This is a genomic window from Archangium sp. (assembly GCF_036277355.1).
GTDB lineage: Bacteria > Myxococcota > Myxococcia > Myxococcales > Myxococcaceae > Archangium.
The window spans coordinates 67,471-80,044 of the sequence record NZ_DASUNC010000152.1; the positions used below are offsets into that span (position 1 = coordinate 67,471).

Annotated in this window: 11 protein-coding genes and 1 pseudogene; 7 read left to right on the forward strand and 5 right to left on the reverse strand. The window is 69.7% G+C overall.

Translation table 11 applies throughout. The annotated features are described in order from the left end of the window. Nucleotides 1–57 precede the first annotated feature (57 nt). Entirely contained in the window at nt 58–2,040 is a 1,983-nt protein-coding gene (locus VFZ09_RS37815) for an SIR2 family protein (RefSeq protein WP_329732637.1), read from the forward strand. A gap of 27 nt (nt 2,041–2,067) precedes the next feature. Here VFZ09_RS37815 and VFZ09_RS37820 read toward each other — a convergent pair whose 3' ends face one another. After that, nucleotides 2,068–2,346 carry a LysR family transcriptional regulator gene (locus VFZ09_RS37820; RefSeq protein ID WP_329732638.1) on the reverse strand — a complete coding sequence of 93 codons (279 nt, stop codon included), beginning with the start codon at nt 2,344–2,346 and terminating at the stop codon, nt 2,068–2,070. Between the two features lie 90 nt (nt 2,347–2,436). On the opposite strand from VFZ09_RS37820, the pseudogene VFZ09_RS37825 reads away from it, so the two are divergent. Continuing rightward, nucleotides 2,437–2,870, forward strand: a pseudogene (locus VFZ09_RS37825) (M24 family metallopeptidase). 78 nt (nt 2,871–2,948) lie between these two features. On the opposite strand, the gene VFZ09_RS37830 reads toward VFZ09_RS37825, so the two are convergent. Both VFZ09_RS37830 and VFZ09_RS37835 read right to left on the reverse strand, forming a co-directional pair. Continuing rightward, entirely contained in the window at nt 2,949–3,479 is a 531-nt protein-coding gene (locus VFZ09_RS37830; RefSeq protein ID WP_329732639.1) for a hypothetical protein, read from the reverse strand. 141 nt (nt 3,480–3,620) lie between these two features. Then, nucleotides 3,621–5,348: a TldD/PmbA family protein gene (locus VFZ09_RS37835; protein ID WP_329732640.1), complete on the reverse strand. Its 1,728-nt coding sequence runs from the start codon at nt 5,346–5,348 to the stop codon at nt 3,621–3,623. Between the two features lie 144 nt (nt 5,349–5,492). On the opposite strand from VFZ09_RS37835, the gene VFZ09_RS37840 reads away from it, so the two are divergent. Beyond that, complete coding sequence (locus VFZ09_RS37840; RefSeq protein WP_329732641.1) at nt 5,493–5,945, forward strand: SDR family NAD(P)-dependent oxidoreductase; 453 nt, start codon at nt 5,493–5,495, stop codon at nt 5,943–5,945. A gap of 107 nt (nt 5,946–6,052) precedes the next feature. Here the strand turns inward: VFZ09_RS37840 and VFZ09_RS37845 are convergent, their stop codons facing one another. Then, entirely contained in the window at nt 6,053–7,378 is a 1,326-nt protein-coding gene (locus VFZ09_RS37845) for a nucleotide sugar dehydrogenase (RefSeq protein WP_329732642.1), read from the reverse strand. A 58-nt stretch (nt 7,379–7,436) separates the two neighbouring features. Continuing rightward, complete coding sequence (locus VFZ09_RS37850; protein ID WP_329732643.1) at nt 7,437–9,512, reverse strand: alginate lyase family protein; 2,076 nt, start codon at nt 9,510–9,512, stop codon at nt 7,437–7,439. A gap of 245 nt (nt 9,513–9,757) precedes the next feature. On the opposite strand from VFZ09_RS37850, the gene VFZ09_RS37855 reads away from it, so the two are divergent. From VFZ09_RS37855 to VFZ09_RS37870, 4 genes are all read left to right on the forward strand, one after another. Then, nucleotides 9,758–10,726, forward strand: a complete 969-nt coding sequence (locus VFZ09_RS37855; RefSeq protein WP_329732644.1) for a histidine kinase dimerization/phospho-acceptor domain-containing protein — start codon at nt 9,758–9,760, stop codon at nt 10,724–10,726. Between the two features lie 23 nt (nt 10,727–10,749). Continuing rightward, nucleotides 10,750–11,301: a YaeQ family protein gene (locus VFZ09_RS37860; RefSeq protein ID WP_329732645.1), complete on the forward strand. Its 552-nt coding sequence runs from the start codon at nt 10,750–10,752 to the stop codon at nt 11,299–11,301. Next, nucleotides 11,298–11,657: a hypothetical protein gene (locus tag VFZ09_RS37865; RefSeq protein ID WP_329732646.1), complete on the forward strand. Its 360-nt coding sequence runs from the start codon at nt 11,298–11,300 to the stop codon at nt 11,655–11,657. Before VFZ09_RS37860 ends, VFZ09_RS37865 begins: the two co-directional genes overlap by 4 nt. A gap of 119 nt (nt 11,658–11,776) precedes the next feature. After that, on the forward strand, nt 11,777–12,559 hold the full coding sequence (locus VFZ09_RS37870) for an alpha/beta hydrolase (RefSeq protein ID WP_329732647.1): 783 nt from the start codon (nt 11,777–11,779) through the stop codon (nt 12,557–12,559). Nucleotides 12,560–12,574 lie beyond the last annotated feature (15 nt).

Genomic DNA, 12,574 nt, shown 5'->3' on the forward strand with positions numbered 1-12,574 from the left:
GCCCGGTTCCCCACCAGACTGCGGACGCCGCCCAGGCGTCTTCATGAAGGGGGACTCGTGGAGTTCGATGACATCCTGCCGCACCTCGCCAGCACCTACCGGCGGGGCCTGCTCGTGCCATTCATCGGCTCGGGAATGAGCATTCCCGTCTGTACGGGCTGGCTGAAGCTGCTCGTGGGATTGGCCCGGGAAGGCGGCGTCGCGCTGCCCGAGAACATCCAGCACTACCTCGACGGCAAGACGGACCGGGCCCCGGAGACCGCGGAGCTGTACCGGTTGGCGGACAAGGCGGTGATGGGACTGGGCTCCCTGGACGCGGACCTCCGCGCCGAGGCGTTTCGCAAGGCGCTCAACGCGAGCGGCTCGGCCCCGGGCACCTGCGCCATTCCGCCCCAGACGCAGGCGCTCGCCCGGTGCTACTGGCCGCTGGTGCTGACCACCAACTACGACGACCTGTATGTGGTGAGCCGGATGCGGCAATCCCGCCCCGCCGTGCTGGCGGGCCCGGAGCGTGTGGGCACGGCCTCGCTGACGGCGAAGCGGGACGAGACGGATGTACCCGAGGTGCTCGGCCGAAGCGTCGAGGACTGCCACAAGGTCCTCCGCTCGCTGGATGCACCGACACGGCCCATCCTCTGGGCCCTGCAAGGCTTCCTGGGCGGGCAGGCCGAGCGGCCCGAGACGCTCGACGCGGAGCTCATCCTCGACGAGCCACGCCGCCGCCTGCTGGCGGGTGAGGTGGTCGCGGGCCATCAGCAGTACCAGCGGGCCATCAACGCCCAGCCCCACTTCCGCCGGGCCTTCGCCGAGGTCTTCTCCCGGCGCTCGTTGCTCTTCCTGGGCTCCGGCATCCTCGAGGACTACCTCATCAATCTCTTTGGAGAGATTGCCCACCACTACGGGCCCGGCCCCTACCCCCACTTCGCGCTGTTCGCCCGGGAGGAATTCAAGAACGGAAAGAAGGCGCCACCCGATGAGCGGTTCTTCCAGACGCGCCTGGGGATCACCCCTGTGCTCTACGAGAACTACGACGACCTGAAGGACCTGCTCGGCCGCCTGACGGACACCGTCTGGGAACGCAGGAGTCCTCCGGCGGCCGGCGCCAGGCCCGTCGCGTGGCTTCCCGACGAGCTGGGCTTCCGCCTGACGGATGGCATGGACAGGCCATCCACCGACCGCCCGAACAAGCCGGCCCCGGAGTTCGCGTACCCTCCCGTCGGAGAGTCCCGGAGGCTCCGGCTGCGGTATGCCCCGCTGCCCGTTCCCGCTCCGGGCCGGGGCGCGTGCGTCATCGTCAGCAGCGGCAGGAACCTGGACAACAGCCCGGACCTCGGCCGGCAGGGGAATCATCTCCTGGAGGGAGCGGTGCAGGCGAAGCACATCCCCCACAGGGACCCCAGCCAGTGGAGGCCCACCCGCCCCGAGCACTCGCTGAGCTACCGCTACGGCGATACGCCCATCTTCGCCGTCGCGGCCCGCCTCCCCCAGACCGACCCACCGCCTCCCCCCCACCCCGGAGACCCCAAGGACAGCCGGGACCTGGGCATCATCGTGCCCGCGGTGGCCGAGGCCCTGCGGTTGGCCGACGCGGCGGGATTCCACCAGGTGCACCTCGGGCCGGTGGCCTCGGGGCAATACCGCCTGTGGAACCCCCTGCACCCGTTCGTCCAGACGCTGGCGGGCATCCGCCAATACTTCACGGACCATCCCCGCTCGGGCATCCAGCTCCTGGAGCTGCACGTCTTCTCCCCCGCGGTCTGGTTCCCCGTGGTCGCCGGCAAGGTCCCCGTGGCGGAGATCCTGGCGTCCGACGTGATGAAGATCTGGGTGGACATCCGGGACAGCCTCGGCGCCTCGGAGATCCACGCGGTGACCGCCCGCGCCCCCACGAAGGTGGGACAGCTCAAGGAGCTGTGTGGGCTGGTGCCAGACCGGTGGAGCACGGAGATCCTCCCCCGGCCCAGCAAGGACGAACCGACGGACAAGGACGACCTGCTGGTGACGCCCAGCTCCATCGTCGTCTTCTCCCCGAGGAAGTGACGCCGCGAGGGTCGCGAGGACGCTCGACTAGGCGTCCTGCTCGCGCGCCGCGACATCCCGCACGGTGTGCACCGCGGCGTCCACCTCGGCGAGGATGCGGCGCGCGTGCTGGAGGAAGGCCTCGCCCGCCGGCAGCAGGCGCATGCCGCTGGGCGTGCGCTCGAACAGCCGGGTGCCGAGCTCGTCCTCGAGCGCGAGGATGTGGCGGCTGAGCGGCGGCTGGGTGAGGTGGAGCCGGCGCGCGGCGCGCCCCACGTTGCGCTCCTCGGCCACGGCGACGAAGGACTGGATGTGCGTGAGACTCACGCCCTGAAGATTAACGCACGCCCCGGCGCCCGTACACCATACCGAAACAGCATTGGACGCTCCGAAGGCCCGGGTGCCACCTTGCCGTGCATGGGGATTCCATTGCTGAAGGGAACCGAGGTCGAGCGGCTGCGCCTCGCGGGGCGGGCGGCGGCGGGGACACTGGCGTACGTCGCGGCACGGCTGGCCCCCGGCATCACCACGGCGGACATCGACGCGTGGGTGCGGGAGGACACGGCGAGGCGCGGAGGCACGCCGAGCCAACTGGGCTACCACGGCTTTCCCGCGGCGGTGTGCACCAGCCGCCCCATGTGTCCCACGTGGGCCGGCGGGGAACGGGCATCACCCTGCGCGCGGGCATGGTCCTCACCATCGAGCCCATGGTGAACCTCGGGCGCCCCGGCATCCGGATACTGCCGGACAAGTGGACGGTGGTGACGCAGGACGGGAGCCTCTCCGCCCAGTTCGAGCACACCGTCCTGGTGACACGGGAGGGCCGCGAGGTGCTCACCGCCCAGGGCTGACCGGCCGGCTCCGAGGGACTCCGGCGCGGCGGCCCTTGCTGGCGGCCGCGCCGGTCGTGTTGTCAGACCCGGGGCGCGCTACGGAATGACCTCGCAGCCGCAGCCGCACTGATCGAAGAACCCCTGCGTGTTCCCCTCGCAGATGAAGGTGATGGCGGCGCACGCGTCCGGGTCTCTCGAGACGTACGTGCGGTCCGGGTCGTTGTAGTCACAGGCCGGCGGCAGCCTCTGGCAGCCACAACCACACTCGTTGGAGAATGGGACGTAGCCCTCCTTGCAGGTGTAGCGGATGAGGGCACACTGGGCGGGGTCGCGGGAGACGTACTTGAGGCCCGGTTCCTGGCCCGTGCAGGCGGCGGGGGTCTCCCTCTGACAGGTGCCCGCACAATCGGCGCCGCCCTGGTCCGGGTCACAGCTGTCGGTGGGATCGTCGATGCAGGCATAGCCCTCGGGACAAGGGGTGCCGGCAAACCCTCCGCAGAAATCTCCCTCGGCATGCTGTTGCTGGGTCCCTACCTCCTGCTGGGCCTCGGCGGCGGGAGCGCAGCCCGTGCCCCAGAGCGCCGCGCCAATGACGAGAACACCGCACCACATCAGACGAATCGACATCTCGAACCCCCTCTTTTGGACTGCGCAGGAGGATGCGAGCGGAGAGGGCAATCCGGAAGCAGGGGAGCAAGCAGACAAGGGCTCCTCTGCTTCCGGTTCCCGCGGGTGGGACGGGCCGGCTGCCCGGGAGCCCCTGGGCCCCTACTTCACTTCATCGCTGGCGGTGGTGCCCTCCGTGGGGCTGAGCAGGATGGGGGGCCGGTCCTTGCCCTCCACCGCGCGCTGCAGCTCGATCTCCTGTAGCAGCAGGGCCGGGGCCACCGTGGACACCGGCACGTTCCCGCTCTCCGCTCCGCAGTAGCCGTTGAAGATGCCCTGCTTGCGGCCCGTCGCCATGATCCGGTTGATCGACGACAGCGGCGTCCCCACGATCTCCACCCCGCGCACCAGCGACTCCTGCCCCGTCTTCACGTCCACCCGGTACACCATCCGCGGCACGCCCTTGAACGCCTGGTAGCCGTAGCTCGACGTGTTCGTGTTGCCGCCCGTGATGTCCCGGATGATGAGCCCGTACGGCTTGCCCTGACGCTTCGCCTCGGCGATCAGCTGCTTCTTCAGCTCCGCGTCGTCCAGCTGCTTCGACGACTCGACGATCAGGTTCGCCATGCGCGCCACCGGCTTGCGCGTCCCCTGGCTGCGCCCGTGCCCGTTCGACTGCAGGAATCCCTCCACCGGCCGCCTCGACAGCAGGTAGCCCTTCAGCACGCCCTTCTCCACCAGCACCGTCCGCAGTCCCTTCACGCCCTCCTCGTCGTACTCGTAGAAGCCGTTGAGCGGCTCGTCCCGCAGCGTCCGCACCGTCGGGTCATCCACCAGCGTGATGAACGGCGGCAGCACCTGCTTGCCCACCTGGCCCCGGAACGTCTTCCCCTCCCCTTCCCCATCCTGCCTGTCCCCCTCCAGCCGGTGGCCCATCGTCTCGTGGAACAGCACCCCCGCCGCCTCCGCCGCGAGGATCGCCGGCCCCGTGTACGGATCGATCGCCGGGGCCTTGCGCAGCGCCAGCAGCTCCTCGATCACCTTGCGGGTGGCCTCGGCCAGCTTCTTGTCGTCCGGCAGCCCCGCCTCGGTGGGCGAGTAGTAGTTGCGCGAGTTGTCCAGCAGCTGCCCGTCCTCGGCGCGCGTCACCGCCATCACGTGCAGCCCGTACATCGTCTCTTCCGTCACGATGCGGCTGCCCTCGCTCGACACGAACAAGCGCCTCACCCTGTCCGCCGTCACCCGCACCTCCGAGTCGAAAATCTCGGGGTGCGCCTTGAAGCGCGCCGACACCTCGCGCGCCACACGGACCCACCGGTCGTGGTCGAAGGGGAAGGCCACCGCCGGCTGCACGTACGTGACCGGCTTCTCCTTGGAGAAGGACGCCGTCTGGTTCGGCTCCTCCACCGCGTAGACGTTGTCCGCCTTCTTCTTGAGGAACTGCGAGAGCGCGGCCTTGTACTTCTCGTCCGTCACCAGCCACAGCGCGGTGCGCAGCGCCAGGGGCGAGTCGTCCACGGGCGCGTCCTTGTTGGCGATGTAGCTGGAGCCCTTGCCGCCGCCGAAGAAGTCGTACTCCTCGGGTCCCGAGTTGTCGAAGTCGTACGAGCCCACCCGCACGTCCACGTACAGCTTGCGATCTCGGTACGTGTCATCCAGGAAGATCGCCCCGTACCGGGCGACGATGCCGGCCTGCTCGCCCTCCTTGAGCTGATAGCTCATGAAGTACGGGGGCTCGTGGTTCTGCAGCTTGAGCTGCTTCTGGTTGCGTTGGAGCTCCTCCGCCATGGCGTCCAGCAGCGTCACGCGCGCGTCCGGAGCGGGCGCGGCGGCGGTGAGCAGGACGGAGGCGGCGAGCAGGGGAAGGACTGTCCAGTTTCGGGTTCGCACGCCCCGACTCTAGCCGAGCCCGCTCCAGCCGGCATGCTCCGCGGCTGAACGGCGAGTGAAGAACCCCCTGGAATCGCTCGCCTGGACGCTCCAGGCCCGCGGGGATAGAGAGCACCGCGAGCAGGGAAACCTCTGGAGGCGTTGATGGACGACAAAGTGGTGGTGATCACCGGGGCGAGCTCGGAGGCGCGAGGACGGGGGCACATCATCAACGTCTCGTCCATGCTGGGGCGGGTGCCGTACGTCCCGGTGCGCTCGGCCTACAACGCGGCCAAGCACGCGCTCAACGCGCTGACGGCCAACCTGCGCCAGGAGCTGCGCGAGCGCTACCCGGACAGCCACGTCACCACCTTCCTGCCCGGTGTGGTGGCCACGGAGTTCGGCGTGAACGCGCTCGGCGGTGGCATGGACTCGCGCAGGATTCCCGGCGCGCAGTCCGGCGAGGAGACCGCGGGCGTCCTGGTGGACGTCATCGAGCGGCCCCGTCCGGACGTGTACTCGCGGCCCGAGTACCGGCAGCAGGTCCTCGCGTACTACGCGTCCGAGGACCTGGCGCTCCCCGAGGGCGGCGCGCCCCCCGGCACGCGGCGTCCATGAAAAAGAGGAGGCCCCGCCCCGGCGCCCCCCCTCACGGCGCCGCAGCGGGGCCTCCGGCGTTCGGGCGGAAACGGCAACCGGGCCGGTCCGCCTTCACGCCTGTGTGACTAGGCCTTGGTGACCTTCTCGCGGCCCGGGCCCACGTTCTTGCAGGCGTTGCGCGTGTCCACCACGCACTGCGACTGCTTCACCACCATGTTGTAGTCGATGCTCGAGTGGTCCGTGAGGATGACGACCGCGTCGTACTGGGCGAGCGTCTCCGGGCTCAGCGGCACCGACTGCATGGTGTAGTGGAAGCCGTGGCCCTCCTCGAGGCGGGGCACGTACGGGTCGTGGTAGTCGACCTCGGCGCCCTTCTCCTTGAGCAGCGTGATGATGCGGAGGCTCGGGCTCTCGCGCATGTCGTCGATGTCCTTCTTGTACGCCGCGCCGAGGCACAGCACCTTCGCGCCATTGAGCGTCTTCTTCGTCTTGTTGAGCGCCTCCATGGTGCGAGTCACCACGTAGTACGGCATCTGCGTGTTCACCTCGCCGGCCAGCTCGATGAACTTGGTGTGGAACTCGTACTCGCGCGCCTTCCACGTCAGGTAGAAGGGATCGATCGGGATGCAGTGACCGCCGAGGCCCGGGCCCGGGTAGAAGGCCTGGAAGCCGAAGGGCTTGGTGGCCGCCGCGTTGATGACCTCCCACACGTCGATGTTCATCCGGTCGCAGAGCATCTTCATCTCGTTGACCATGGCGATGTTGACGCAGCGGTAGATGTTCTCCAGCAGCTTGGCCAGCTCGGCCACGCGGGTGGAGGACACCGCCACCGTCTCCTTCAGCGCGCTCGAGTAGAGCGCCTGCGCCACCTCGAGGCACGCCGGGGTATGGCCACCGACGATCTTCGGAATCGTCTTGGTGTTGAAGTTCTTGTTGCCCGGATCCTCGCGCTCGGGGCTGAAGGCCAGGTGGAAGTCCACGCCCGCCTTCAGGCCGCTCTTCTCCAGCAGGGGCTTGAGGACCTCGTCCGTGGTACCCGGATACGTGGTGGACTCGAGGATGAAGAGCTGGCCGGGACGGACGTGAGGCGACAGCGCCTCGCCCGTCTTGACGATGTAGCTCATGTCCGGCTCACGCGACGCCGTGAGCGGCGTGGGCACGCAGATGATGATGCAATCCATCTCGCGGGCCTTCGCGAAGTCCGTCGTGGCCTTCAGCTTGCCCTTGCTCGTCAGCTCCGCCAGCGGTGCACTGGGAATGTGCTTGATGTAGCTCACCCCCTTGGTGATGTTGTCCACCTTCCGCGTGTCCACGTCGAGCCCCGTCACGGGGAAGCCGGCCTCCGCGAATGCCATCCCGAGCGGCAGACCCACGTAGCCCATCCCCACCACGCCCACCCTCGCCTCCCGCCGGCGGATCTTCTCCAGCAGCGGGCTCACCATGACGCGCATCTGACTCACCTCTCCTGAAGGCGTGCGGGTTCCCCCGTCACACCCCCGTCACGTGTCTTCACTTGAAGACGACCACCCACCTCAGACACACCGGGGGCGACACCCGCACCCGGAACACCACCACCTGCGACGGCACCACGAGGCCGTACCCCGGCGAGTACCGGGACGGCTCCAACCGTGGCTCCAGGCCCGCCGCGAAGAGCACCAGTGCCTCCGGTGCCTGCGCCGGCCCCAATTCCACACCCATTGCCTCGAAACCCTTCGGCGCCTCCGGGACACGCAGCGCCCGCGCCAGCTCCTCGGGCGTTGGCGCCCTCATTCGCGCCTCGCGGTCCGGAAGGTGGATCCTCCCCTTCACATCGTGAAGCCCCACCCCCACCAGCGCGTCCGTCACCCCGAGCGCACGCTCGCGCTTGTCGAGCACGAAGGTGCGCTCCACTCCCACGGGAGAGGACAGCGCGCGGTAGCCGTCGTGGCGCACGGTGAGGCGATCCAGCTCCGCGCCCGGCTGGAACACCTGCACGCGGGCCCGCGCCGCCTCGGGCAGCGCGAACAGCCGGTTTGGATCCAACGGGGCCTGCTCCACGCCATCCAGCTCGAGCGTGTTGTGCGCGGCCGTGGAGCGGAACGCGTTGCGCACCAGGGGATCCCGCGTGTACGTGCCCGTGCCTGGATCCACGATGACGGGCCGCCCGTGCAGGTGCAGCTCGAAGGAGAGCTTGTCGTTGTGGCTGTGCCCGCCCACGCCGTGCTGTCCCTGCGTGCCCGCGCTCACCGTCACCACCGCGCCCACCCCGCGCAGCACGTGGAAGCCTCCCGCGGGGAAGCTCACGGAGCTCGCGGGTGGTGCCTCGGGCAGCCCCCGGAAGCATTCGAGCCCCGCCATGCCCATCAGCCAGGCGGCCTCGTCCGGGAACGTCCCCTCGGCGAGCTCCGCGTCACCGAAGAGCGCGGCGCCCAGCGGCGCGAGGTAGCCCTGCTCGCGGGGATCCCTCTCCTGGAAGGGGAAGACGCGGCCCGAGTCGTTGTCCCCCACCTGCGGCGCCAGCCCCCGCTCGGAGCTCCAGGCGTGCGAGGCCTCGTACATGCGGTGCAGCCGCGCCACGTACCGCGAGCCCAGATCCACGCCCTGGCCATGCGCCACCAGCAGCGCCAGGGTGAAGAGCTCCACCGACAGCCGGTGGTAGGGAATGGAGCCCTCGAAGGACGTGCCCTCGGGGTGCACCTGCGCCTCCATCTGCGTGCGCAGCCCCGTCACCGCGCACGCCACCTGCCTCGGCGCGTCCGGCAGCTCCGGGAAGAGCACGCCCGCCACCAGCAGGCCCACGTAGTTGGAGACGAGGTGGTTGTTGGGCACCGCGCCCTGATCCTCCAGGTGTGCCTCCACCCAGGCGGTGTGCTCGGAGAGCGACTCCAGCACCGGCACGAGGAACTCGGGCCTGCGCGCCTCGGGTGCGTCCGAGAACATCACCAGCGCCTGCGCCAGGTTGGCCGCACGCAGCGCCACTTCCATGGCGCACGTCCAGTGAACCCCCTGCCCCACCGGGTTGGCCTGAAGGAAATCCAGGGTCCTCGTCACGAAGGCCCGTGCGAAGCCCCGGCGAGCCTCCTCGTCGCGCTCCACCCAGTACCCCTGACCGAGCGCCACCAGACAATCCAACCGGCCGAGCACCCAGGGGAACTTCGGATCCACCCCCGGCTGGGCCAACCGCAGCTGCTCCACCGGGACGACCGGGTAGCGGTAGCCGCTCACCGGATCCCTGCTCCAATCCACTGGCTGGCCCTCGCCAAAGCACACGCGGGTGCCGAAGACGTCGAACTCTCCTCTGAGCGCGGCCCGGGCCCGCTCCAGGGCCCGTTCGCTGGCACCGGACAGGGCCGCGAGCGCCTCCAATACAGAGGCCCGCTGCCCCACCTCGCACCAGGCCGCGCCCGGGCGATCCGACAGCACCCGCTCGGCCAGCTCCTCCGAGGTGGCGGCACCGAAGGCCTCCAACAGCCTCGGCTCGTCGAGGCGCTCGCGCCTCTTATAGAGGGCCTGCCGCGCCACCCCCTGGACCCGCCGCGCCATCCCCCGGGCGAGCCCTGCCGGCGCGAGCCGTGCGATCGTCGAGTAGTATCCCAGCGTCCCCATTCCGCTCCGTCCCATCCCGGACGGGAGCGATAGCAAGTGCCCGGCCAGCGCAAGCACAGGGAAATACGGGGTTTGGGGACGGGGAATCCCCGCAGGCCAGTAAAAAGGTTGGGTGGCGGAGGGAATGAGTGGGAAAAGGTTTTCCTTCCGTCATGCCTTTGTTTCCCACACAGGGCTGCGTTGCGCCGTGGGACGACCGTGGCCATTCCTCCTGTGTGCAGGCGGGTGCTTGGAGCGGGTGGCGCGTGGGGCGGAGTGTCAGCGCCTCCGAGGTGGAGCGAACAGTCTCGGCCGTGGCCGAGCGGGCGCTGCACCACGGGGCGAGGGCCGGACTTGCTGCGCTCGTGGAATCGGTGGTGCGTCTGACGGAGACGCCGGGGGCCGCGCTGTACGCGGAGGGCCGGTGCGTGGCGCTCGCGGGCGTGACGCCGCCGGTGCCGGCCCGGGCCCATCCCCTTCAGATGATGAAGCATGGGCGCACGACACTGGTGCTGGGTACACCGTGTGTGGACCCCGCGGATCGGCAGCACCTGGCCCGGCTGACGGAGCTGGCCGGCGCGCTGCTGGCGTGCCGGGAGCGGGAGGACACGGCGAGGGCCGAGCAGAAGCGGCTGCGCCTGGAGCGGCTGCGGCTGATGGAGCGGCTGGCGCACCGGGAGCGGGCCTGGTCCCGCGCGGCGCATGACCTGCGCACGCCGCTGCTGGTGATCCAGGGCTATATCGACATGATGACCAAGGGCATGGCGGGCGCGCTCACGCCGTCCATGCAGCGCTACCTCGAGCGCATGGGCCGGGCGGCGGGAGAGATGAATGTCCGCCTCCAGCAGCGGCCCTCGGGCGAGGACGTTCCCGCGGAGGATTTGAGGGCGTTGCTGAGTGCCACCTTTGGACCGGGGCGGCCCGGCGCCGCGAGGCTGGAGCTGCCCCCCGGGCCGGTGCTGCTGAGGATGCCGCGGACGGGCTCGGCGCTGCTGGTGCGGACGCTGGAGCGGCTGCTGTCGGGGGCCGGGGCCTCCGAGGTGGAGCTGTGGGTGGATGCACCGGACGGGGTGGACGCGTGGCGGTTGCTCGTGAGGGCTCGGACGCAGCTGCCGTTGCCGAGCAGAGCGCTCGAGTCCCTGGAGCGGTTCGGGCGGAGATGGCAGGCCCGGGTGTCCGTGCAGGAGACGCCCGGGCTCGAGCTGGCCGTGGTGTTGCCACGCCTCCCGGGTTAGCGGATGCGCTATAGCTCGCTCCGATGACCCTCGCTCCGACGCTGTACGACTTCCAGATCGCCCTGAGCCACGTCGATCGCGCGATCGACCAGCCGCAGTTGAACTTCAAGGTCGCACGCCACCCGTCCGAGACCATGCAGCGGGTCTGGCTGCGGGTGTTCGCGTACTGCTGGCTGTGGGAAGAGCGGCTGGCCTTCGGCAAGGGTCTGGGCGAGCCCGAGGAGCCGGACCTCGAGTGCCGCGACTACACCGGACTGGTCACGAGCTGGGTGCGCGTGGGCAAGGCGGACCCGGTGAAGATTCAACGCGCCGTGGATCAGAACCCGCACGCGAAGGTGTCCGTGCTGTTCGAGTCTCCGCAGCGGCTCGAGGCGTTCCTCACCGAGGCACGTGAGGCGAAGGCCCTACGCGTGGCGAAGGCAGAGCTCGCCGCGATCGACGCCGACCTGCTGCGTGCGCTCTCCGGCTTCGACTCCCGGCGGATCAAGCTGTCGCTGACCCTGGTGGGCGACCACGCCTATGTCGAGTGCGAGGGGCAGAGCTTCGACGGTCCGCTGACCCGCGCGTCCCTGTGAAGCTCGAGCGACACGTTGGAGGACTCTCGCTCGCGCGCAAGGCCAACTACCTGCGCGCGAAGGGCTGGCACGAGGAGGACGGTGGCTGGTCGAGCGAGATCTTCGGCCTGCATCCGATGGCCAAGGCCGTCCACCACCAGCTCACCGATGACCTCAGCCAGGCACTCCGCAAACGGGGCTGGCAGGTCGTCGGCTTCTCCGAGCGCGGCTACGTGAAGATGCGCGATGGCGAGCAAGGCCAACCGTGCTCGTTGCCCAAGGCGCTGCGCACCCAGGCCCGCCGCGAGAAGCGGCCTGTCGCCGAGCTGACCTACGAGCTGTTCCTCGCGGCACTGCTGGAGGCGGAAAGCGCATAGGCCCGCGCTCACGATGTTCGAAGGTGAGCGCACGAGCCCCAGCCGCTACGCGTTCCCGCCGCGTTGGGTCAGACTCCGAAGATGGCCCTGGCCAATAGCGGGGGCCGGGAGCGGACACGATGAAGCACAAGGAAGCGACGACGGTGACGGTCCCCGGACCCGCGGGGCGGCTGATGGCGACAGTCGAAGGCGACGGCGGCATCCCCGTCCTCTTCGTGCACGACTTCGCCGCCGACCGGACGCACTGGGCGGAGACGCAGCACGGCCTCACGACCCGCAGCGTCTCGTTCGACCAGCGCGGCATGGGCGAGAGCGGCGGTGGCCACGGCCCCTTTGGTGTGGAGTCCTCGGTGGAGGATGTCACCGCCATCGCCGACGCGCTGCTGCCCGAGAAGTTCATCCTCGTGGGCCACGGCTTCGGGGCCGCGGTGGCCGGAGCCTTCGCCTCGTACTACCCCGAGCGGCTCGCCGGGCTTCTCTATGTCGACCCGATGGGAGACCCGCGCCGCCATGAGAAGGCCCAGGTGGACGCCTGGCTGGAGAACTTCAGCGAGGCGAAGTACGGCGGCTTCCACGAGCACTGGTTCACGCCCCTGCTCCTCGAGGCGAAGGAGAAGACGCGCGCGCTGGTCATGAAGACGCTGAGGACCTCGCGGCGGGAGGCCATCGCCGGCAACATGGAGTCGCTCTTCCGCTACAACCCGGACGAGGCCTTCGAGCGGTTCACCGGACCCACCCACGCGCTGGTGGCCAGCACCGGCCCGGAGACGTTCGCCGGCCAGCGGCCCGAGCTGTCCCACTCCACGCTGCCGCACACGAGTCACTGGATGATGCTGGACGCGCCGCAGTGGTTCCACACGGAGCTGGTCCGCTTCATCGGCCGCTGCAGGCACGAGCACTGAGCTGCTCAGCGGCCG